This is a genomic window from Acidovorax sp. PRC11 (assembly GCF_031844105.1).
In the GTDB taxonomy this organism is placed as follows: Bacteria; Pseudomonadota; Gammaproteobacteria; order Burkholderiales; family Burkholderiaceae_C; genus Paracidovorax.
In genome coordinates this window covers 1-21,157 of the sequence record NZ_JAUZUQ010000011.1, presented here as the reverse complement: position 1 = coordinate 21,157, position 21,157 = coordinate 1, and the positions used below count along the sequence as shown (strand labels likewise).

Genomic DNA, 21,157 nt, shown 5'->3' with positions numbered 1-21,157 from the left:
TGGAGGACTTCCCCATGCAAGCCAACAAGAGCACTGTACGCGCTGCCCTGCTCCTCGCGGGCGCGCTGCTCGCCGGCGCGGCGGCCGCTGCGCCCGGCGAGGGCGCCACGCCCGGAAACGGGCCTGCCGCTTCGCAAGCCGCAGACCAGGCCCGGCCCCAGCCCCGGGCCCAAGCGAAGGCCCGGGCCCGCAACAAGCCACCGCGCGTCCGCAACAGCCCGGTGTACTCGTCCGGAGAAACGCCCGCCCAGCGGGAGCGCCGGCTGCTGCGGGAATGCAAGGGACTGCCCAACGCGGGCGCCTGCCTGGGCTACGCGCGGCGCTGACCGGCAGCCTCGCCGACGCGGCACGCGGACCGTGCGCATGCGGGGCCGCGCCGCAGCGTGGAACAGCGCCCGAATGCCGCGCTCCCGTCCCCTGCCCCGGCGCGTTGTCCGACAACTCGTCGGCAGCGGCCGCGCTATACCTCAGGCACCCCGCATCCGCGCTCCGCAGGATTCCCATGCCTGAAGGCTTCGTCCTCTCCCTTCGCTCCCGGGCCGCCTTCGGCCGCTGGCTCGCCGCCCTGGCGATCGTGCTCGCCACCGCCGCCTGCTCGGGCCTTCCGCAGAACGTGGAGCGGCCCGAATCCCGTGCCCTGCCCGCCTCCGACGTGGCCGACACCCCGCTCGCCCGCATCGCGCAGGAACGCCGGCAGGCCGCCGGCGCCCGCACCACCTCGGGCTTCGTGCTGCTGAGCGGGCCGCAGGATGCCTACGGCAGCCGCCTCGCGCTGGTGGATGCCGCGCAGAAGACGCTGGACCTGCAGTACTACGCCATCCATGCGGACGCCAGCAGCGAACGGCTGCTGCGCGGCGTGGTGGCGGCGGCGCAGCGCGGCGTGCGCGTGCGCGTGCTGCTGGACGATTTCCACAGCACCGGGCGCAATGCGCTGGTCATGGGCCTGGCCTTCCAGCCGAACATCGAGATGCGCATGTTCAATCCCGTGGCGGGATCGCGCGCCTCCATGGTGGGGCGGCTCTGGGGATCGATCACCGATTTCTCGCGGGTGCAGCAGCGCATGCACAACAAACTGTTCATCGCCGACAACGTGATGGGCGTGACGGGCGGGCGCAACCTGGGCGACGCCTATTTCGGCCAGGCAGATTCGGGCAACTTCGTGGACCTGGACGTGCTGGCCGCGGGCCCGATCGTGGCGGAGATGTCGCGCAGCTTCGACACCTACTGGAACAATCCGCGCGCCTATCCCGTGCAGTCGCTCATCACCCGCGAGGAACTCGCACGCCTGCGGGAGCAGACCGTGGGCCGATACCAGCGCGCGGGGCCGCAAGGCGATGGCCCCGGCACGCAGGCGCCGGACGACGGCCCCTCCGAAGCGGGAGGCCCCAGGCCGCCGGACGGCGAACCGCGCCCCGCGGGCAGCGGCCCTACCGCGGAGCAGCGGGCGCGCGTCTGGAACGAGCAGGCGATGGACCTCGGCTCGGCGGCCTTCGTCTGGGCGCCAGCGGTTCTCCTGGCGGACCGCCCGGCCAAGATCGCCGCCGAGGGGGAGCCCGCCAGCATCCGCAGCACCCCGCCGGGCACCGCGCTGGACGTGCGCGGTCCCTCCACGAGAAGTTCCACTCCCGGCGAGGGCCCACGCCGGGCCGCATCCGCCGCGCCACCAGCAGCGCCGCTGCAGCCATCGGCCGAGAGCGCCGCCGCGGGCGACACCGTGGTGGACGGACTGCTCCACCTGCTGGGCCAGGCCCGTCAGGACCTGCTCGTGATCTCGCCCTACTTCGTGCCCGGCGACGACATGAAGCGCGCGTTCGCGGATGCCCGCGCCCGGGGCGTGCGCATCCGGGTGCTCACCAATTCGCTCGCCTCCAACGACGCGCCCATCGCGCACGTGGGCTATGCGCGGCACCGCGAGGAACTGCTATCGATGGGGATCGAACTCTACGAGCTGCGCAGCGAGCAGGCCGGCGTGAAATCCGCCTTCGGCAGCTCCGGCGCCAGCGCCGCGGGCAGCTCGCGCGCGATGCTGCATTCGAAGGTACTGGTGCTGGACGGGAAGCTGCTCGTCGTGGGTTCGATGAACCTGGATCTTCGCTCGCAGTTGCAGAACACCGAGATCGCGCTGCTGATCCAGAGCCGCACGCTCTCGCGCAAGGCCTCGGACCAGATCGAGGCCGCCATGCGCGAGGCTTCCTGGCGCGTGGAGCGTGCCGAGGACGGCGGCCTGGTGTGGCGCGCCCCCGAGGGCAGCGGCCTGCAGGATGCGCGCCACGACCCCGATGCCAGCGCCGGACTGCGGTTGCTGCTGCAGCTGCTGGGCCCGCTGGCGCCGGACCACCTGCTGTAGAGCAGCTAACACGACCCTTCTGGCGTCGTTGCCGCACCTTGTCGTACTGCTCGTACTGCCTGCGATGCGGCGCCTCGCCAGAACCGCTTCGCTGGGCCGTGTTAACGGCTCTCAGAGCCGCTCACGCGGCGCCGGCCTGCGCCTGCACCCATGCGGTGATCGTGCGCTGGTCGGTTTCCGTGCGCACATGCTGGTAGGCGGCCTCGGCCTCGGGAAAGCGCCGGCGCAGCAGGTTGAGCCACTGCTTGAGCCGCCCCGCGCGCTGGCGGGGTTCGAGGTCTTCGCAGACCGTGCGCCAGAACACGCCCAGTTGCGGAAGCAGCGCCTCCCAGGCCAGGGCGGGCGCATCGGGCCGGCCCGCATCGGCCGCGCGGATGGCGAGCGCCAGGCCGGGATCGGCCACGATGCCCCGGCCCAGCATCAGCGCGTCGCCGCCCGACCGATCGCGGCAGCGCATCGCATCGGCCACGGTCCAGATCTCGCCGTTCGCGATCACCGGAATGCGCACGGCCGAGCGCAGCGGCGCGATCAGCTCCCAGTAGGCCGGAGGCCGGTAGCCGTCGGCCTTGGTGCGGGCGTGCACCACCAGTTCGCAGGCACCGCCCGCCTCGGCCGCCTGCGCGCATTCGCGGGCGAGCGAGGTGTCGTCGTAGCCGAGCCGCATCTTGGCCGACACCGGCAGGTGCGGCGGCACCGCGCGGCGCACGGCCGCCACCACCGCGGCGATGCGCTCGGGCTCGCGCAGCAGCGCCGCGCCGCCGCCGTGGCGGTTCACCACCTTGGCCGGGCAACCGAAATTCAGGTCGATGCCCTCGGGACCTAAAGCAGCGAGCCGCGCGGCGTTCTCGGCCATGCTGACCGGATCGGACCCGAGCAGTTGCGCGCGCACCGGCACGCCCGCCGCCGTGCGGCCGCCGTTGCGCAGCTCCGGGATGTAGCGCAGGAACACCTTGTCCGGCAGCAGCGTGCCGGTGATGCGGATGAACTCGGAGACGCAGCGGTCCACCCCGCCCACGCGCGTGAGCACGTCGCGCAGCACGAAATCGAGAAGCCCCTCCATGGGGGCGAGCAGCAGCAGGGGCGCAGGGGACATCGGCGGAGAACGGAGAAAGACAGAGAGACCGGCACGCAGGCGGACGGGCGGCGCGCGGGATGGCATCGCGGCGTCATCGCGGCGTCATCGGAGTGCGGTGGAATGCGGCCAGCCGTCCATTGTCCGCCAATGTCCGCCCTCACCTTCCCCCTCTCCTTCCCGTCCATGCTGCTCCTGAAGACCGACAAGGCCCGGCTGGAACTGTCCCCGGGCGTGCGCACCCTGAGCCTGCGCGAACGCTCCCTGCTGCTGCTGGCGGAAGGGCGGCCGGCGCGGGAACTGGAGGCGCTCTACCACGGTGCCGGCAAGGACATCGTGGGCCGGCTGTTGGCCGATGGGTATCTGGCGCCTGCGGGCGATGCCGAGGACGGACCGGCATCCGGCGACGCGCCGGGAGGCATGCCGCTGTCGCCGTCCATCCCTCGCGGAGCGCCGGCGGGCCCGGCCACCGCGCAGCCGGCAGCCCAGGCCGAAACCACGCCGGCGCCGTCGAACGCGCTGCGGTCGCTGGCCGGCGCACGCATGTACCTCTTCGACATCTGCGAGCGCATGTTCGCGCGCCGCAACCCTACACTCTCCCACCACTTCCTGGAATCCCTGCGCGCCGCGCGGGACCGCGACAGCATGCTCGACGTGAGCGCGGTCATCCTGGAGGAAATCGAACTGCTGGCCGGCCCCGAGCGTGCAGCGACCGTGCGCCAGCGCATGGAACAGCTGCTGCCGCTGCAGGACTGAAGCGCCGCGCCGCAGCGAGACCGCGCACGGGGCCCGCAGGGCCGGTCAGGCGGCCGCGCCGAGCCGCCAGAGCGACGTGACTTCCGCCGCTCGGGCGGCGTGCAGCGGATCGGCCGGATCGGCCGCCTTGCCGTGGCGGGGCCGCGTGTCGTGGCGACCCAGCACGCGGAGCCCGGCCTCTTCGATCCAGGCGAGCAGCTGCGCGCGCGAACGCAGCCCCAGGTGCTCGGCCAGGTCCGACAGGATCAGCCAGCCTTCGCCGCCGGTTTCCAGGTGCGCACCCAGGCCGCCGAGGAAGCCGCGCAGCATGCGGCTGTCCTCGTCGTACACGGCGCGCTCGATCGGAGCGGCGGCCCGGGCAGGCACCCAGGGCGGATTGCAGACCACGAGCGGTGCGCGGCCTGCGGGAAAAAGATCGGCCTCCTGCACATCCACCTGCGGCAGCACGGACAGGCGCTGCAGGTTCTCCCGGGCGCACTGCAGGGCGCGCGGGTCCTGGTCGGTCGCGACCACGCGGCGCACGCCGCGCCGCGCCAGCACGGCCGCGAGCACGCCGGTGCCGGTGCCGATGTCGAACGCCAGCGCCTTCGCGCCCGCCGGCAGCGGCACCTGCGCCACGAGTTCGACGTACTCGCCGCGCACGGGCGAGAACACGCCGTAGTGCGGATGGATGCGGTTGCCCGGCGGCGTGCCGAGCGCCGGCACCTCCACGCCCTTCTTGCGCCACTCGTGCGCGCCGACGATGCCCAGCAGCTCGCGCAGCGCCACCACGCGCGGCGTGCCGTCCGGGGCGCCCCAGGCTTCGGCGAGCGCGGGACGCCAGTCGGGTGCACGGCGCAATGCGATGGTGTGGTCGCCCTGCACGGGGATGAGCAGCATGCCGAGCACCCGGGCGCGCTGTGCCTGGGCCTGCCGGTGCAGGTGGAACGCCTGGGCCGGTCCGGATCCGTCCGGTGCGGGTGTGGATGCGGATGCCTTCGCACGTCCGCGCGCGCCACCCGGCTTCCTGCCGCGTCCGTCGGCCCGGCGCATGAGCGCCTGCAGCAGGTGGCGGGCGTTCTGGAAGTCGCCCTGCCAGAGCAGCCCCGTGCCCTCGCAGGCCATGCGGTAGGCCGCATCCGCGGGCAGCGTGTCGTCGGCCGGCACCACGCGGCGCGGCGCGGCGGCGCCGGCCTCGGAGTGCCAGCGCGCGCTGCGGTCCTCGCCGCCGTGGGTCCAGTGGATCATGGAAAGCGCCTCAGTTGATCGGGCGCTGCAGGCGCACTTCCTCGATCTTCACGCCGCCGATGACGGCAGTCTTGGCGGTGGACATCTCGCGCTTGAAGCCCGCGAGCTCGTGGAAGCGCAGGGCGCGCTCGTTGCGCATGGGCACCCATGCGGTCACGTTGGTGCAGCCTTCCTGCTGCAGGCCTTCGCGCGCAGCATCCCAGAGGGCCACGCCGACGCCCTGGTCCCAGTGGGAGGGCGCCGCGTAGATGGCCCAGATCTCGCCGGTGGTGGGGCGCGACTTGGCATCGCGCGAACGGTCGAAGCCGACGAAGCCGACGATCTTGTCGCCTTCCACGGCCACCTGGACCTGCGGCTCGCAGTACTCGATGGCCTCGCGCCAGTAGGCCTGGCGTTTCTCGACCGACGACATGGCTTTCAATTGGTCGTCGGGAACAAGGCCGCGGTACGCTTCCATCGCGGACTGCGTGTGGATCTGGGCAATGGCTTTGGCATCGCGGAGCGTGGCGGGACGAACCTGAATACTGGCCTGGATACTGGACATGGGGAGCGACGAAACAAAAAAAGGAAAGGGGGTGCGGAACGCAAAACCCGCGATTGTCGCGCAATTGGTTTTGAAGCTCCAGACCATGGATGTTCGCCCCCGGCGCGCGCGGGGCCTGCAGGCCCGCCCGGGCACGGGGAAACGGTCGTGAAAAACGGTCGTGAAAGCGCGCCCTGGAAAGCGCCCTGCCGGGCGCGGGAGGCCCGTCAGAGCCAGCGCCGCAACAGGCCGAGCACGCGGTCGAAACGCGCGCCGTAGGGAGGGTGCAGCAGATGGCCCATCGACCAGCGGGACTGCACCAGCACCGGCTTCTGGTGGCAAAAGCGCAGGAAGCCGGTCTCGCCATGGTAGGCCCCCCAGCCGCTGTCGCCCACGCCGCCGAAAGGCAGATTGTCGTGCACGACGTGCAGCAGCGTGTCGTTGACCGTGACGCCGCCGCTCACCGTGCGCCGCAGCACGTCGTCGCGCGTCGCCTCGCTGCGGCCGAACCAGTAGAGCGCCAGGGGGCGCGGGCCGGAGTTGATGTGGTCGATCGCGTCCTGCAGGCGGTCGTAGCCGAGCACCGGCAGCACCGGCCCGAAGATCTCCTCCTGCATGATCTGCATCTGCAGCGTGGCGTTGAACACCAGCACCGGCGGCATCTGCCGCGCCACCCCGTCGCCGATGCCCTGGGGCGGCGGCGGGGGCGATCCCGGCACGGGTTCGAGCACGATCACTTCCGCGCCCTGGGTCTGCGCCTGCTGCAGCATGGTGCGCAGGCGCGCCAGATGGCGCGAATGGATGATGGAGGCGTAGTCCGGGTTGCCCTCGAAGTACGGGAACAGCTTCGCCACCGCCGCGCGGTAGGCCTCCGCGAACGCCGCCTCGCTGCCGCGCGGCAGCAGCACGTAGTCGGGCGCCACGCAGGTCTGGCCGGCGTTCAGCAGCTTGCCGTGCGCGATCTTGAGCGCGGCATCCTGCAGGTCGCAGTCGGCATCCAGGATGCAGGGCGACTTGCCGCCCAGCTCCAGCGTGGTGGGCGTCAGGTGCGCGGCGGCGGCCATCGCCACCTTGCGCCCGACGGCGGTGGAGCCCGTGAACACCAGGTGGTCGAACGGCAGCGACGCCACCAGCTGCGCCACGGCGGCATCGCCCTGCACCACGCAGAATTCATCGGGCGAGAAGAACTGCGCCACCAGCGCCGCGAGCTGGGCGGAGGTGTGCGGCGTGAGCTCGCTGGGCTTGAGCATGACCCGGTTGCCCGCCGCGAGCGCGCAGATCGCGGGCCCGAGCGCGAGCTGCACGGGGTAGTTCCAGGGAGCGATCACGCCCACCACGCCGAGCGGCTGGCGCTGCACGAAGGCATGCGCGGGCTGCAGGTGCAGCGGCGTGTGCACGCGGCGCGGCTTGCTCCAGCGCGCCAGGTGCCGCAGCGTGTGGGCGACCTGGGTGCGCAGCACGAACAGGTCGGCCACTTCGGTGAGGCGCGGCGACCGGATGCCGAAATCGGCCTGCACGGCCGCCGCGAGGGCCGGCCCGTGTTCGTCCAGCAACTTGCGCATGCGCAGCAGGCGCTCCCGCCGCACCAGCAGCGGCGTCTCGGGCTGTTCCCGGCTGGCCTGCCGCTGGAGCTGGAATCGGTGGCGGATGTCGTCGGGCGTCATGCAGGCATCATAGGTAGCGGCCTCGCAACGCCATGTAAATGGACGTCTCCAAAAGCCAGCACGCGCGCGTGCGGAACGGATGCCGGCCTGCCGCGGCGGTGCCAGCCGGTCACACCCCGCCTCACGCCTTTCCGGACAGCTCGCGCGGCTGCACGTCGACCACGTCCGCGCGGGCGCCGGGCAGCTCGGCCGAGCGCAGCGCGCCGGGCTCGCCGTCGGCCGCCTGCGCTCGCCGGCCGGCAGCCGACCAGCGCGCGGTGCTGCGGTATACCGTGCTCCAGCCCTCGCGCGGGTCCATGCGCATCGTCCAGGGCGTGGCGGGCTGGCCGGTGAGGCGGGCCCAGAGCGACCGGGCGCCCCACACCACCGCCAGCAGCGCCACCACGATCAGCAGGCTCAGGAACAACACCGCGCCCGCGGCCACGACCGCCAGGCGCACGATCCACCGGACCAGGCCGGCAAGGAATTCATTCAAAACACGTCCTTTCCTTCAGGGCCGGCCGGGGCGCCCGATGGACGGCCCGGCCGTGAACTGCCGAACTTACCCCACCGCGGCCGGTTCGCCGAAGTGGAAGACCCCAGGCTCCTGTACGGGATCGACGCTCACCGGGATCACGCTCTTGGGTGGAAAGCGGCCTTCCAGCAGCAGTTTCGAGAGCGGGTTCTCGATGCGCTGCTGGATCGCGCGCTTCAGCGGCCGGGCGCCGAACACCGGATCGAAGCCGACCTTGGCGAGCTCCGCGAGCGCACCGGGCGACACCTGCAGGTGCAGGTCCATCCGGGCCAGGCGCGCCTCCAGCAATTGCAATTGGATACGCGCGATCGCTTCGATGTTCTTCGCGTCGAGCGCATGGAACACCACCGTCTCGTCGATCCGGTTGAGGAATTCGGGTCGGAAATGGTTCTTGAGTTCCCCCCAGACCGCTTCCTTTACATCGTCCGCGTCCTGGCCGACCATCGCCTGGATCAGGTGCGAGCCGATGTTGCTCGTCATCACGATCACCGTGTTCTTGAAGTCCACGGTACGGCCCTGGCCATCGGTCAGGCGGCCATCGTCGAGCACCTGGAGCAGCACGTTGAACACGTCCGGGTGCGCCTTCTCGACCTCGTCGAGCAGCAGCACGCTGTAGGGCTTGCGGCGCACGGCCTCCGTCAGGTAGCCGCCCTCTTCATAGCCCACGTAGCCGGGCGGCGCGCCGATCAGGCGGGCCACGGAGTGCTTCTCCATGAACTCGCTCATGTCGATGCGCACGAGATGCTCCTCGCTGTCGAACAGGAAGCCCGCCAGCGCCTTGCACAGCTCGGTCTTGCCCACGCCCGTGGGGCCGAGGAACAGGAACGAGCCCATGGGCCGGTTCGGATCGGCGAGGCCCGAGCGCGAGCGGCGGATGGCGTTGGCCACGGCGGCGATGGCCTCGTCCTGGCCCACCACGCGCTCGTGCAGCTTGTCTTCCATCTGGAGCAGCTTGTCCTTCTCGCCCTGCATCATCTTCGAGACGGGAATGCCCGTGGCGCGGCTCACGACCTCGGCGATCTCCTCCGCGCCCACCTGGGTGCGCAGCAGCCGGTTGGGCGTGGCGGCGCCGTCGGTGCCCTCTTCCTTGGCCTGCGCTTCCTTGAGCTGGCGCTCCAGGTCGGGGAGCTTGCCGTACTGCAGCTCGGCGACCTTGTTGAAATCGCCCTTGCGCTTCAGTTCCTCGATCTGCAGCTTCACCTTCTCGACCTGCTCGCGCACCTGCTGGCTGCCCTGGGCCTGGGCCTTCTCGGCGGTCCAGATGTCTTCCAGGTCGGCGATTTCCTTCTGCAGCTTGCCGATCTCTTCCTCCAGCAGGCCCAGGCGCTTCTGCGAGGCCTCGTCCTTTTCCTTGCGGACGGCTTCGCGCTCGATCTGCAGCTGGATCAGCCGGCGGTCGAGCTTGTCGATCGCCTCGGGCTTGGAGTCGATCTCGATCTTGATCTTGGCTGCGGCCTCGTCGATCAGGTCGATCGCCTTGTCGGGCAGGAAGCGGTCGGTGATGTAGCGGTGGGACAGCTCGGCCGCGGCCACGATGGCCGGGTCGGTGATCTCCACGCCATGGTGCAGCTCGTACTTCTCCTGCAGGCCGCGCAGGATGGCGATGGTCGCCTCCACGCTGGGCTCGCCCACGAGGATCTTCTGGAAGCGCCGCTCCAGCGCGGCGTCCTTCTCGATGTACTTGCGGTATTCGTCGAGCGTGGTGGCGCCCACGCAGTGCAGCTCGCCGCGCGCCAGGGCCGGCTTGAGCATGTTGCCCGCGTCCATCGCGCCCTCGGCCTTGCCGGCGCCCACCATGGTGTGCAGCTCGTCGATGAAGACGATGGTCTGGCCCTCGTCCTTGGCGAGTTCGTTCAGCACGGCCTTCAGCCGCTCCTCGAATTCGCCGCGGTACTTCGCGCCCGCCAGCAGCGCCGCCATGTCGAGCGACAGCACGCGCTTGCCCTTGAGGCTCTCGGGCACCTCGCCCGCGATGATGCGCTGCGCCAGGCCTTCGACGATGGCCGTCTTGCCCACGCCGGGCTCGCCGATCAGCACGGGGTTGTTCTTGCTGCGGCGCTGCAGCACCTGGATGGCGCGGCGGATCTCGTCGTCGCGGCCGATCACCGGATCGAGCTTGCCGGCCCGGGCGCGCTCGGTGAGGTCGAGCGTGTACTTCTTGAGCGCCTCGCGCTGGCCCTCGGCCTCGGCGCTGTCGACCCGCGCGCCGCCGCGCACCGCGTCGATCGCGGCTTCGAGGCTCTTGCGCGTCAGGCCGTGCTCGCGCGCCAGCTGGGCGGTATCGCCCTTGCCGTCCACGAGCGCGAGCAGGAAGAGTTCGCCCGCGATGAACTGGTCGCCGCGCTTGATCGCCTCCTTCTCGGTGGCCTGCAGCAGTCGGCCCAGCTCGGGTCCGACCTGCACCTGGTCCTGCCCCTGCACCTGGGGCAGGCGCTTGATGGCGTTCTCCGCCGCCGTCTGCAGGGCGGACACGTTGGCACCGGAGCGCTGCAGCAGCGCGCGCGGGCCTTCCTGCTGCCGCAGCATGGCGGCCAGCAGGTGGACGGGTTCGATGTAGGCGTTGTCATTGCCCAGCGCCAGCGATTGCGCGTCGCCGAGGGCTTCCTGGAACTTGGTGGTGAGTTTGTCGAGACGCATGGCCTGTGGTCCTCCGAATTGAGGGGCAAATGAGGCTCCCACCCGGAGTTTTCAAGCATGCGGCGCCACGCCGCCGCATGCCGGCCCGGCTCAGCCGTTGCGCGCCGCGATGCCCCAGCGGGCCAGCGCCGCGTCGTCGCTCACGCGCGCATCCACCCAGCGCGCGCCCTGCGGGGTGGCTTCCTTCTTCCAGAACGGCGCCTGCGTCTTGAGGTAGTCCATGAGGAACTCGCAGGCCTGGAAGCTCTGGCCGCGGTGGGCCGACGTCACGGCCACGAGCACGATCTGGTCCTGCGGCGCCAGCAGGCCCACGCGGTGCACCACCCGCGCGCCGAAGATGTCGAAGCGCCGCAGCGCCTCGTCCACCATCGCCTCGATGGATTTCTCCGTCATGCCGGGATAGTGCTCGAGTTCCATCGACGCCACGGAGTCGCCGTCGCTGCGGTCGCGCACCGTGCCCACGAAGCAGCAGACGGCGCCCACGCGCCCGTCCTGCGCGCGCAGCAACGCCAGCTCGGCCGAGACGTCGAAATCCTGCGCCTGGATGGCGACGCGGGGGCCGCCGCCTGGCGGAGCGGATGGGGTGGGGACAAGCGGCTCGGCCATGGGGGCTCCGGCGGTCACGGGGCCCGGTGCAGCCGGGGCGCGGCGAGCAGCGCGCGCTCTTCCTCGATGAACGCATCGAGCTGGCGCCGCGCGGGGTTGCCGGCTGGCACGGCCGCCAGCAGGGCCTGCAGCCGCGCGACGTCGCCGGCCGACGGGGCGACCTTGATCTGGGCCATGGCGGCCTGCGTCTGCCCGCCCTGGATGAGGGCGAGCACCTTCGCGGCCCATGCGTTCTTGTCCTGGCGTGCCATGCGGATGTCCTCGTGCGTCGTCGTCTGTACCTGCTGCGGCCCGATTGTCCACGGAACGGCGCGATCCGGGCCGGTTTGCTACAGTGGCCGCACGCGCTCCCCGCCGCCCCGCGCAGCACCTGCCCCGCCTTCCATCAGCCCCCTCCGTCCCCGTCCATGGCCACGCAGACCATCACCACCGAGTTCTACGTCCTGTTTCCCTCGCCGCGCAACGAACACCGCGGCGTGTTCACGCACCAGGTGTTCGTTCAGCACCCGTACGCGATCATCCACCTGCCGGACTACGGCCTGGCCGGCCCGGCGAGCCTGTTCGCCGCCTGCCGCCGCGAAGACAACAAGATGGGGCAGCTCGTCACGTTCGAACGGGCGGACGACGCCCGGCGTTTCGAGCGGCTCTTCACCCCCGATTGACCCGGCCGCGGCCGGCCCGCCCGCACCCAGGCCTGCCGCCGCCCCGATGCCAGCACCCATGCACGACGAGAACCAGATCCACGTCCCGCCCTCGTTCACCGCGCTCCACAGCGACGCGCGCCAGCGCCTGACGGCCCCCGCCGCCGAGATACGCGCGCGCTACGAGCTGTGCGAAGACCTCGCCAACCACCTCGTGGAGCAGGCGCAGACGCTCTACCACGTGCAGGCACCGTCGGAGACCGAGGTGCTGTCGCGCATCCATGCGGGACTCTCCACGGCCGGGTCCGGCGTGTCGCCGGCCGAGGCGCGCTGGATCACGCTGCGCCTGGCGGAACTGCTGTACTGGCGCGCCCCCGAACTGCCCGAGGCGCCGGCGGCATCCTGACGCGAAACGCTGGCACAGGCCGGCGCGGAGCAGCCGCCCGACGGCCTGCGGCAGACGGTTCGGACAGCCCTTCTTCGCCCTTCCTGGCGTAGCTTCGCGGCCAGGCGCCGCCGGCCTGCGCGGCGGGCCATCATGCCGGATTTGGGAGCCATCGCCATGGGCAACGCATGCACCGGAGGCATCGCCTCCACCAGCGCGCTGCCGTCCCGCTCGCGGACGGCCGGCCGGATACAGGAAACCCCGCCGCAGCGGGGCTCGAACGCCGACCCGGGCCGCGGGGGCCTGCTCGGCGGTTTGCGAAGCCGCAGGGCCTCCCGGCCCGACAGCGGAGCGGGTCTGCGGCAGGCCCACCGCCAGGTCAATGACCTGCTGGCGCGGGCCAGCAACCATCCCGACCGGCACGCCGAAGAGGCGGCCCTGCACCGGCTGGAAGGCCAGATCGCCCAGGCCCTTCGGGAAGGCACGTCCCTGCCCCATCTCGACGCGGAACTCCAGTATCTGGACTGGCGGATGCAGGGCGTGGAGCCCTTGCAGCAGCAGGAGGCCGTGCCCCAGCCGGCCCGGTATCTGCCCTCGCCCGGGCCGGACCTGGATACGATGTCCGCCGGCGAAACCCGCTCCGACGCTGATTCGGACGGGGAAAGCGTCGAATCGGACCGGGCCAGCATCGATTCGGATGGGAATGCGCAGATGCGCTTGCGGATGCACGCAGCCCATTGGCTGGCACGCTGACACGGCGCGCCGCGCTCAGCCGCCGGTCACGGGAGGAAAGAACGCCACCTCCGCGCCATCCGCCAGCGCGGCGTCCTCGCCGCACAGCACCTGGTCAAGCGCGGTGCGGACGGCGCGCCCGCGCGCCAGGCTCTCCGCCCACGCGCCACCGCGGGCGATCAGCGCATCGCGCAACGCACCGACCGTGCCGGCCTGCACGGAAACGGTCTCGCCGCCCTGTCCCACGGCCTCGCGGATGGACGCGAAATACCGCACGGTGACGGTGACGGCGGGAGGAAGGCGGGAGGCGGAAAGCGCGTCGGAGGTCATGCGAGCAGATCGGCGAAGGGAATGAAGCGCACCGCATCGCCCTGCGCGATGGTGCGGCCCGGCGGGTTGTCCACCACGCCGTCGCCCCAGGCCGCCGACGTGAGCACGCCGGAGCCCTGGTTCGGGAACAGTTCCAGCCCGCCGTCGGCAGCGCGGCGCACGCGCAGGAACTCGCGGCGCCTGTCGGCCCGCGGCCAATGGAAGTTCGCCCGCGCCTCCACGGCGCGCGGCGCGACATCCTGCACGCCCTGGAGACGCAGCAGGAAGGGCCGCACGAGGATCGCGAAGGTGACGAGGCTGGACACCGGGTTGCCCGGCAGCCCCATGAAATGGACATGCTCGCCGATGCGGCCGTAGGCGAAGGGCTTGCCCGGCTTGACCGCCACCTGCCAGAGGTCGATGCGCCCGAGCGCGGCCACGGCGGGCTTCACGTGGTCTTCCTCGCCCACCGAGACGCCGCCGCTCGTGAGCACCAGGTCGTGCGCCGCCGCGGCATCGGCGAGCGCCTGCTGCGTCGCGTCGCGCCGGTCGGGCACGATGCCGGCATCCGACACCTCGCAGCCCAGCCGCTGCAGCATCGCGCGCAGGAAGAAGCGGTTGCTGTTGTAGATGGCGCCCGGCGGCATGCGCTCGGGCGGCACCTCGCCCGGCATCACCAGCTCGTCGCCCGTGGAAAAAAGCGCCACGCGGGGACGCCGCGCCACGCGCAGGCGCGCGAGGCCGATGCTCGCCGCCAGTCCCAGCGCGGCGGGCGTGAGCCGCATGCCGGCCGCCAATACCGTCGCGCCGGTCTCGATGTCCTCGCCGGCACGGCGCACCCACTGGCCTGGCTGCGGCACGGCCTGGATGCGCACGCGCGCGCCACCCTCCAGCGCCTCGCAGTCCTCCTGCATGCACACGGCATCGGCCCCGGGCGGCAGGGGCGCGCCGGTGAAGATGCGCGCGGCCGTGCCCGGCTCCAGCGGCTGCGGCGCGGAGCCGGCCGCGATGCGCTGGGAGACGGGAAGCTCCGCGGCCACGGAGGCTCCCGCCGCGGCCACGTCCGCCCGGCGCACGGCATAGCCGTCCATGGCGCTGTTGTCGTGCGGCGGCACCCGCAGCGGCGACACGGCGTCAAACGCCAGCGCGCGGCCGTCGGCCTCGAAGGTGTCGACGTCCTCGGTGCCGTCCAGCGGACGGGCCTGCGCGAGCAGTTCCGCCAGCGCGTCGTCCAGCGGCTTGAGCGGCGGACGGGGGGAGGCAGTGCCCACGGCCTTCATGCCGGCACCCCCACGCCACGGTACGCCCAGCGCCCGCCGCTTTCGCGCAGCCAGTCGGCCAGCACGGCCGGCGCGTTCACGTCGAACACCGGCAGCGCACCCGGCGGCACCGGCAGGCGATCGCCCGGCACGTCGGCCGCCACGGCCACGATGCGCGGATCCTGGGGAAACCGCAGCGCCTGGGAGGGATAGTCGCCGGACGGTGACCGCCACACTTCGATCTTGGGCAGGTCGCTCTCCTTGAAGCCTTCCACGAACACCCAGTCCACCGCCGCATCCAGGCGGGCGATGAGGTCATGCACCACCGGCTCGGCCGGCTGCTCGTACTCGCGCATGAGCGCCATGCGCAGATCGGACGACGCCACCACCTCGTAGGCGCCCGCCGTGCGGTGCCGCCACGTGTCCTTGCCGGGCTGGTCGATGTCGAAGCGGTGGTGGGCATGCTTGACCACCGACACCCGCAGCCCGTGCGCGCGCATGAGCGGGATCAGGCGCTCCACGAGCGTGGTCTTGCCACTGTTGGAGAAACCGGCGAAACCGACGACGTTCATGGATGCCTTCCGTGGATGTGCCAGGGCCGGATGGGCGCCGCGCGCAACGCTCCCGGCGTCGTCCGCGCGGCGGCGCCCGGGCCGGGCCCGGCGATCAGGCCGCCGCGGCCGTGTCGCCGCAATGGCGCGTGATGTAGGCCTTGACCAGGTCCACGTCGGCCGGCATCACCTGCACGCGCTTGGGCAGGCTCTCGATGCCGTCGAACTTCGCGGGACGCTCGGGCGCATGGCCCAGTGCTTCATGGATCGTCTCGGCGAACTTGATCGGCAGGGCGGTTTCCAGCACCAGCATCGGCACGCCCGGCACGGTGTGCTCGCGCGCCACCTTCACCCCGTCGGCGGTGTGGGTGTCGATCGTGATGCCGAAGCGCTGGAAGGTGTCGCGGATGGTCGCGATGCGGTCCGCGTGCGTGCTGCGGCCGCTCACGAAGCCGTAGCGCGATGCGGCCTCGGCGAAGCGCGGATCGGCGCTCAGGTCGAAGCGGCCCTCGCGCACCACGGCCTCGCCGAACAGCTGGCGCGTGGCCTCGGCATCGCGGCCCAGCAGGTCGAACACGAAGCGCTCGAAATTGCTGGCCTTGCTGATGTCCATCGAGGGGCTCGACGTCTCGTGCGTGTCGGCGCTGCCGCGCACGCGGTAGATGCCCGTGCGGAAGAACTCGTCGAGCACATCGTTCTCGTTGGTCGCCACCACGAGCTTGTCGATGGGCAGGCCCATCATGCGCGCCACGTGGCCCGCGCAGACGTTGCCGAAGTTGCCCGACGGCACCGTGAAGCTAACCTTCTGGTCGTTCGACTCCGTGGCCTGCACGTAGCCCGCGAAGTAGTACACCACCTGGGCCAGCAGCCGCGCCCAGTTGATCGAATTCACCGTACCGATCTTGAAGCGGCGCTTGAATTCCAGGTCGCTGCTCACCGCCTTGACGATGTCCTGGCAGTCGTCGAACACGCCCTCGACGGCGATGTTGAAGATGTTGGCATCCTGCAGGCTGAACATCTGCGCCTGCTGGAAGGCGCTCATGCGGCCGTGCGGGCTGGTCATGAACACGCGGATGCCGCGCTTGCCGCGCATCGCGTACTCGGCCGCGCTGCCCGTGTCGCCGCTGGTCGCGCCCAGGATGTTGAGCTCTTCGCCGCGCCGGCCCAGTTCGTACTCGAACAGGTTGCCGAGCAGCTGCATCGCCATGTCCTTGAAGGCGAGCGTGGGGCCGTTGGAGAGGGCCTCCAGCCACAGGCTGTTCTCCAGGTGGCGCAGCGGCACGATCTCGCCCGTGCCGAACACTTCGGCCGTGTACGTCTTCTCGCACAGGCGCTTGAGGTCGGCCACGGGAATGTCGTCGATGTAGAGCGACAGGATCTGGAACGCCAGCTCCGCATAGCCCTGCTCGTGGTAGGCCGCGCGCAGCCGCGTGAGCGCGGCGTCGTCGATCTGCGGGTAGTGCTCGGGCAGGTACAGGCCGCCGTCGGGCGCCAGGCCTTCGAGCAGGATCTCGCAGAAGCGCTTGCGGTCTGCGTGGCCGCGGGTGGAGAGGTAGCGCATCAGTTCAGTTCCTCCTTGCGGATGCGCACGATCGACCCCAGCACCGTGGGCAGGGCCTCCATCTGCGCGATCGCTTCGTTCATCGTACCCTCGCGCGTGTCGTGCGTGAGGATGATCAGGTCGGTCTGCGTCGATCCCTCGCCGCCCACCTCGTCGGCCTCGCGCTGCAGCACCGCGTCGATGCTGATGCCGGCACCGGCCAGCAGACCCGTCACCTTGGCGAGCACGCCGGCCTCGTCGGCCACGCGCAGGCGCAGGTAGTAGCTGGTGACCACCTCGGCCATCGGCAGCACGGGCAGCGCCTCGCGCGCCTCGTCGAGCGTGTTCGGCTGGAAGGCCAGGTGCGGCACGCGGTGCTCGGGGTCGGCCGCGGCCAGGCGGGCGATGTCGACCAGGTCGGCGATCACGGCGCTGGCCGTGGGCTCGCTGCCCGCGCCCTTGCCGTAGTAGAGCGTGGTGCCCACCGCGTCGGCCTGCACCATCACGGCGTTCATCGCGCCCTCGACGTTGGCGATCAGGCGCTTGGACGGCACCAGGCTCGGGTGCACGCGCAACTCGACGCCGCCCTCGCGGCGCTTCGCGATGCCCAGCAGCTTGATGCGGTAGCCCAGCTGTTCAGCGTAGCGGATGTCGGAGGCCGACAGCCGCGTGATGCCTTCCACGTAGGCCTTGTCGAACTGCACCGGGATGCCGAAGGCGATCGCGCTCATGATCGTCGCCTTGTGCGCGGCGTCCACGCCTTCGATGTCGAAGGTCGGGTCGGCCTCGGCGTAGCCCAGGCGCTGCGCCTCCTTGAGCACCACGTCGAAGTCCAGGCCCTTGTCGCGCATCTCCGAGAGGATGAAGTTCGTCGTGCCGTTGATGATGCCGGCGATCCACTGGATGCGGTTGGCGGTGAGGCCTTCGCGCAGCGCCTTGATGATCGGGATGCCGCCGGCCACCGCGGCCTCGAAGGCCACCATCACGCCCTTGGCCGAGGCGGCCGCGAAGATCTCGGTGCCGTGCACGGCCAGCAGGGCCTTGTTGGCCGTCACCACGTGCTTGCCGGCCGCGATGGCTTCCAGCACCAGCGCCTTGGCCACGCCGTAGCCGCCGATGAGTTCCACCACGATGTCGATGTCGGGGTTGGCGATCACGGCGCGCGCGTCATTCACCACCTGCACGCCCTCGCCTGCGGCGGCGCGCGCACGCGCCACGTCGAGGTCCGCGACCATGGCGATCTCGATGCCGCGTCCGGCGCGGCGGCGGATTTCCTCCTGGTTGCGTTGCAGCACGTTGAACACGCCGCTGCCGACGGTGCCAATGCCCAGCAGGCCCACTTGGATCGGTTTCATGATCGGTATCTCAGTCAGTCAGATGGTGCCGCAGCGCGCGAGAGGGGATGAACGCTGCCGGCGATGGTTGGTTCGGAAGGGGAGGATGCCGCGCCCGGCCGCTCACTCGGCAGCAGCAGGGGCCGTGTGCTTGCGCCGGTACTGCTCGAGGAAGCCCGCGAGCCGGCCGATGGCCTCGCGCAGGTCGTCCTCGTGCGGGAGGAACACGATGCGGAAATGCTGCTGGTCCGGGTAGTTGAAGCCCGAGCCCTGCACCAGCATCACGCGCGTGGCGCGCAGCACCTCCATGAAGAACTGGCGGTCGTCGGCGATGGGATACATGGCCGGGTCGAGGCGGGGGAACATGTAGAGGGCCGCCTTGGGTTTCACGCAGCTCACGCCCGGGATCGCCGAGATGAGTTCGTAGGCCAGGTCGCGCTGGCGCCGCAGGCGCCCGCCTTCGCGGACCAGGTCGTTGATGCTCTGGTAGCCGCCCAGCGCGGTCTGGATCGCCCACTGGCCCGGCACGTTGGAGCCGAGCTTGATGTTGGCGAGCATGTTGATGCCCTCGATGTAGTCGCGGGCCACGGCCTTGTTGCCCGACACCACCATCCAGCCGGCGCGGTAGCCGCACGAGCGGTAGGCCTTGGAGAGCGAGTTGAAGGTGAGCGTGAGCACGTCGGTCGACAGGCTCGCCATGGCCGTGTGGCGCTCGCCGTCGTAGAGCACCTTGTCGTACACCTCGTCGGCCAGCAGCACGAGGCCGTGCTCGCGCGCGATCTGCACCAGCGCGCGCAGCAGTTCGTCGGAATAGAGCGCGCCCGTGGGATTGTTCGGGTTGATCACGACCAGGCCCTTGGTGCGCGGCGTGATCTTGGCGCGGATGTCGTCGAGGTTCGGCATCCAGCCGTTGGCCTCGTCGCACAGGTAGTGCACCGGCCGGCCGCCGGACAGGCTCGCGGCCGCCGTCCAGAGCGGATAGTCGGGCGCCGGCACCAGCAGCTCGTCGCCGTCGTCGAGCAGCGCGTTGGTGGCCATGGTGATCAGGTCGCTCGCGCCGTTGCCCAGGTAGATGTCGTCGAGCGTCACGCCCTTCACGCCCTGCTGCTGGCTGTAGTGCATCACGGCCTTGCGCGCCGCGAAGATGCCCTTGCTGTCCGAGTAGCCCGCCGAGTTCGGCAGGTTGCGGATCATGTCCTGCTGGATCTCTTCCGGCGCGTCGAACCCGAAAGGCGCGAGGTTGCCGATGTTGAGCTTGATGATCTTCTGGCCCTCGTCCTCCATCTGCTTGGCCGCATCCACGATCGGGCCCCGCACATCGTAGAGAACGTTATTGAGCTTCGCGGATTTGTGGATCGTCTTCATCATGCGGGGGCCCGCGCGCGCGCATGCCGCTGCGGGCCAAAGGAAGAGTGGCGGCCAGGGGCCGGATACCCCGCCAGCAGGCATAGCCTCTCTGGCGAAACCTATAATTTGACCACAGTTCCAAGACCCTTCCCCCACCCGCCCACGCCCCGGTGCGGCGCGCGTGCCGCGGCAGGAATTCCCCCTCGCACGAGCATTGCCCCATGAAATTCCAGCCCGACCGCTCCGACACCCAGACGATCAGTGCCTATGGGCCGGACTGGGTCGCGGTGGATGGGGAAAAGCTCACCGCCAGCATGGTGATCGGTTCGCGCGGTGAGCGCCGGGAGTGGCACTGCCGCAGCTTCGCGGACCTCACGGCCGAGCACTTCGCGCTGCTCGCCGAGTTCGATACCGAGGTCGTCATCTTCGGCAGCGGCCAACGCAACCGCTTCCCGCCGCCCGCCTGGCTGCGCCCGCTGATGGCCAAACGCATCGGGCTGGAGACGATGGACACGCAGGCCGCCTGCCGCACCTACAACATCCTCGCGGGCGAGGGCCGCAACGTCGTGGCCGCCCTGCTGCTCGAACCGGCTGCGTGAACGGCCGAGCACTCCACGGCGTGAAACGCGCGAGCATCTTGGTTACAGACCTGCGATTCGCGAAAGAGTCCGTTTCAAGGTAAAATCACGGGTTGCGGTCGGAGGCCTTCCCAAGAGCAATAACACACAACTCCTCCGGCTTTTCAACGACTACATCAAAGATTGAAGTGCCATGGCGATCGTTGTCAACAAACCCCTCCCCGAATTCGAAGCCAACGCGACCGGTGGCATCAAGGTCTCGAACACATCGCACCTCGGCCAGATCCTGATCCTGTACTTCTACCCCAAGGACAATACCCCCGGTTGCACCACCGAGGCCATGCAGTTCCGGGACAAGTACGAAGATTTCGCCAAGGCCGGCGCCGCCGTGTTCGGCGTGTCGCGCGACAACATGAAGTCGCACGACGACTTCAAGGAAAAGCTCGAGCTGCCCTTCGAACTCATCGCCGACACCGAAGAGAAAATGTGCCACATGTTCGGCGTGGTCAAGAACAAGATCATGTACGGCAAGAAGGTCAAGGGCATCGAGCGCAGCACCTTCCTGATCGGGCCCGATGGCGTGCTCGTGCAGGAATGGCGCGGCCTCAAGGTGCCCGGCCATGTGGACGAGGTCCTCAAGGCCGTGAAGTCCATCAAGGCCCTCAAGAAGGCGGCCTGACTGCCTACAGCGGCGCCCGGCGCGCCGTGCCGGGAGTGCCACGGCAACCGTGCATAATGGTTTCAATGCTGCTGCACGACGCAACGCTCCCCCACCCCCACCAAGCCGCCTCGGTCTCCAGGCGGCTTTTTGCTTTCTGATCGATCCCTTCCCGTCTTCCCGAGGCCCGCACCATGCCCCTGCCCCCCGCACCGACGAAACGCGCCGCCCTGCTTTCTCCGGACGCTTTCCGCGCTACGTCCAAGTCCCGCAGGGAAGATTCCGATACCGACGAAGCCCAGGGCATCGCGCCCGCAGGCGCCGCGCTGACCACTGACAACGCCGCCGCTCCGCGCAGGGCCGCCGCGAAAGCCGAGCGCGCCACGGCCGCCGGCAGCCGCCGCTCCCGCAGCCGGAGCACCGCGGCAGAGCCGGCCGCAGCCGCCGCACCCATGGCCGCACCGGCCCCCGCGCCCG

At 70.5% G+C, this 21,157-nt stretch carries 22 protein-coding genes and 1 pseudogene; 9 read left to right on the top strand and 14 right to left on the bottom strand.

Annotated elements, in window-relative coordinates:
• The first annotated feature begins 14 nt into the window (after nucleotides 1-14).
• Together Q9R47_RS13915 and Q9R47_RS13910 are read left to right on the top strand one after the other, a co-directional pair.
• Nucleotides 15-326, top strand: a complete 312-nt coding sequence (locus Q9R47_RS13915; RefSeq protein ID WP_311233797.1) for a hypothetical protein — start codon at nucleotides 15-17, stop codon at nucleotides 324-326.
• A gap of 176 nt (nucleotides 327-502) precedes the next feature.
• A complete protein-coding gene (locus Q9R47_RS13910; protein ID WP_311233796.1) occupies nucleotides 503-2,347 on the top strand; it encodes a phospholipase D-like domain-containing protein in 1,845 nt (614 codons plus the stop codon).
• A gap of 121 nt (nucleotides 2,348-2,468) precedes the next feature.
• Here Q9R47_RS13910 and Q9R47_RS13905 read toward each other — a convergent pair whose 3' ends face one another.
• Complete coding sequence (locus Q9R47_RS13905; protein ID WP_311233795.1) at nucleotides 2,469-3,440, bottom strand: tRNA-dihydrouridine synthase; 972 nt, start codon at nucleotides 3,438-3,440, stop codon at nucleotides 2,469-2,471.
• A 165-nt stretch (nucleotides 3,441-3,605) separates the two neighbouring features.
• Here Q9R47_RS13905 and Q9R47_RS13900 point away from each other — a divergent pair, with 165 nt between their 5' ends.
• Nucleotides 3,606-4,175 (top strand): hypothetical protein, encoded by a 570-nt coding sequence (locus Q9R47_RS13900; RefSeq protein ID WP_311233794.1) that lies wholly within the window; start codon nucleotides 3,606-3,608, stop codon nucleotides 4,173-4,175.
• A gap of 45 nt (nucleotides 4,176-4,220) precedes the next feature.
• On the opposite strand, the gene Q9R47_RS13895 is transcribed toward Q9R47_RS13900, so the two are convergent.
• From Q9R47_RS13895 to Q9R47_RS13865, 7 genes are all read right to left on the bottom strand, one after another.
• Nucleotides 4,221-5,402, bottom strand: a complete 1,182-nt coding sequence (locus tag Q9R47_RS13895; RefSeq protein ID WP_311233793.1) for a class I SAM-dependent methyltransferase — start codon at nucleotides 5,400-5,402, stop codon at nucleotides 4,221-4,223.
• A 10-nt stretch (nucleotides 5,403-5,412) separates the two neighbouring features.
• Nucleotides 5,413-5,946 carry a GNAT family N-acetyltransferase gene (locus Q9R47_RS13890; RefSeq protein ID WP_107171861.1) on the bottom strand — a complete coding sequence of 178 codons (534 nt, stop codon included), beginning with the start codon at nucleotides 5,944-5,946 and terminating at the stop codon, nucleotides 5,413-5,415.
• A 206-nt stretch (nucleotides 5,947-6,152) separates the two neighbouring features.
• On the bottom strand, nucleotides 6,153-7,589 hold the full coding sequence (locus tag Q9R47_RS13885; RefSeq protein WP_311233792.1) for a coniferyl aldehyde dehydrogenase: 1,437 nt from the start codon (nucleotides 7,587-7,589) through the stop codon (nucleotides 6,153-6,155).
• 121 nt (nucleotides 7,590-7,710) lie between these two features.
• Nucleotides 7,711-8,064 carry a hypothetical protein gene (locus Q9R47_RS13880; protein WP_311233791.1) on the bottom strand — a complete coding sequence of 118 codons (354 nt, stop codon included), beginning with the start codon at nucleotides 8,062-8,064 and terminating at the stop codon, nucleotides 7,711-7,713.
• Between the two features lie 66 nt (nucleotides 8,065-8,130).
• Nucleotides 8,131-10,740, bottom strand: a complete 2,610-nt coding sequence (gene clpB / locus Q9R47_RS13875; protein ID WP_311233790.1) for an ATP-dependent chaperone ClpB — start codon at nucleotides 10,738-10,740, stop codon at nucleotides 8,131-8,133.
• Between the two features lie 90 nt (nucleotides 10,741-10,830).
• The gene (locus Q9R47_RS13870) at nucleotides 10,831-11,346 is read right to left on the bottom strand and encodes a molybdenum cofactor biosynthesis protein MoaE (protein ID WP_311233789.1); all 516 of its coding nucleotides are present in this window, start codon (nucleotides 11,344-11,346) and stop codon (nucleotides 10,831-10,833) included.
• Between the two features lie 14 nt (nucleotides 11,347-11,360).
• Nucleotides 11,361-11,597 carry a hypothetical protein gene (locus Q9R47_RS13865; protein WP_311233788.1) on the bottom strand — a complete coding sequence of 79 codons (237 nt, stop codon included), beginning with the start codon at nucleotides 11,595-11,597 and terminating at the stop codon, nucleotides 11,361-11,363.
• Between the two features lie 156 nt (nucleotides 11,598-11,753).
• Here Q9R47_RS13865 and Q9R47_RS13860 point away from each other — a divergent pair, with 156 nt between their 5' ends.
• The 3 genes from Q9R47_RS13860 to Q9R47_RS13850 all read left to right on the top strand — a co-directional run bounded on the left by Q9R47_RS13860 (nucleotide 11,754) and on the right by Q9R47_RS13850 (nucleotide 13,125).
• Nucleotides 11,754-12,008, top strand: coding sequence for a hypothetical protein (locus Q9R47_RS13860; RefSeq protein WP_311233787.1), 255 nt, complete (start codon nucleotides 11,754-11,756; stop codon nucleotides 12,006-12,008).
• A 58-nt stretch (nucleotides 12,009-12,066) separates the two neighbouring features.
• A complete protein-coding gene (locus tag Q9R47_RS13855; protein WP_311233786.1) occupies nucleotides 12,067-12,393 on the top strand; it encodes a hypothetical protein in 327 nt (108 codons plus the stop codon).
• 156 nt (nucleotides 12,394-12,549) lie between these two features.
• The gene (locus Q9R47_RS13850; RefSeq protein WP_311233785.1) at nucleotides 12,550-13,125 is read left to right on the top strand and encodes a hypothetical protein; all 576 of its coding nucleotides are present in this window, start codon (nucleotides 12,550-12,552) and stop codon (nucleotides 13,123-13,125) included.
• 15 nt (nucleotides 13,126-13,140) lie between these two features.
• Here Q9R47_RS13850 and Q9R47_RS13845 read toward each other — a convergent pair whose 3' ends face one another.
• From Q9R47_RS13845 to Q9R47_RS13820, 6 genes are all read right to left on the bottom strand, one after another.
• Nucleotides 13,141-13,434 carry a MoaD/ThiS family protein gene (locus tag Q9R47_RS13845; RefSeq protein WP_311233784.1) on the bottom strand — a complete coding sequence of 98 codons (294 nt, stop codon included), beginning with the start codon at nucleotides 13,432-13,434 and terminating at the stop codon, nucleotides 13,141-13,143.
• Nucleotides 13,431-14,693: a gephyrin-like molybdotransferase Glp gene (gene glp / locus Q9R47_RS13840; RefSeq protein ID WP_404977147.1), complete on the bottom strand. Its 1,263-nt coding sequence runs from the start codon at nucleotides 14,691-14,693 to the stop codon at nucleotides 13,431-13,433. The genes Q9R47_RS13845 and glp overlap by 4 nt, the downstream gene beginning before the upstream one ends.
• Complete coding sequence (gene mobB, locus Q9R47_RS13835) at nucleotides 14,690-15,244, bottom strand: molybdopterin-guanine dinucleotide biosynthesis protein B (protein ID WP_311233782.1); 555 nt, start codon at nucleotides 15,242-15,244, stop codon at nucleotides 14,690-14,692. Before mobB ends, glp begins: the two co-directional genes overlap by 4 nt.
• Before the next feature lie 94 nt (nucleotides 15,245-15,338).
• Nucleotides 15,339-16,784: a threonine synthase gene (gene thrC / locus Q9R47_RS13830; RefSeq protein WP_311233781.1), complete on the bottom strand. Its 1,446-nt coding sequence runs from the start codon at nucleotides 16,782-16,784 to the stop codon at nucleotides 15,339-15,341.
• Complete coding sequence (locus tag Q9R47_RS13825) at nucleotides 16,784-18,118, bottom strand: homoserine dehydrogenase (protein WP_311233780.1); 1,335 nt, start codon at nucleotides 18,116-18,118, stop codon at nucleotides 16,784-16,786. Before Q9R47_RS13825 ends, thrC begins: the two co-directional genes overlap by 1 nt.
• Before the next feature lie 102 nt (nucleotides 18,119-18,220).
• On the bottom strand, nucleotides 18,221-19,462 hold the full coding sequence (locus Q9R47_RS13820; protein WP_311233921.1) for a pyridoxal phosphate-dependent aminotransferase: 1,242 nt from the start codon (nucleotides 19,460-19,462) through the stop codon (nucleotides 18,221-18,223).
• Nucleotides 19,463-19,665: 203 nt separating this feature from the next.
• Between Q9R47_RS13820 and Q9R47_RS13815 the strand changes: the two genes are divergently transcribed.
• From Q9R47_RS13815 to Q9R47_RS13805, 3 genes and pseudogenes are all read left to right on the top strand, one after another.
• Nucleotides 19,666-20,043, top strand: coding sequence for an Mth938-like domain-containing protein (locus Q9R47_RS13815; RefSeq protein ID WP_311233779.1), 378 nt, complete (start codon nucleotides 19,666-19,668; stop codon nucleotides 20,041-20,043).
• A 172-nt stretch (nucleotides 20,044-20,215) separates the two neighbouring features.
• Nucleotides 20,216-20,701: a peroxiredoxin gene (locus tag Q9R47_RS13810; protein WP_311233778.1), complete on the top strand. Its 486-nt coding sequence runs from the start codon at nucleotides 20,216-20,218 to the stop codon at nucleotides 20,699-20,701.
• A gap of 173 nt (nucleotides 20,702-20,874) precedes the next feature.
• Nucleotides 20,875-21,157, top strand: a pseudogene (locus Q9R47_RS13805) (PhoH family protein); the annotation flags it as partial.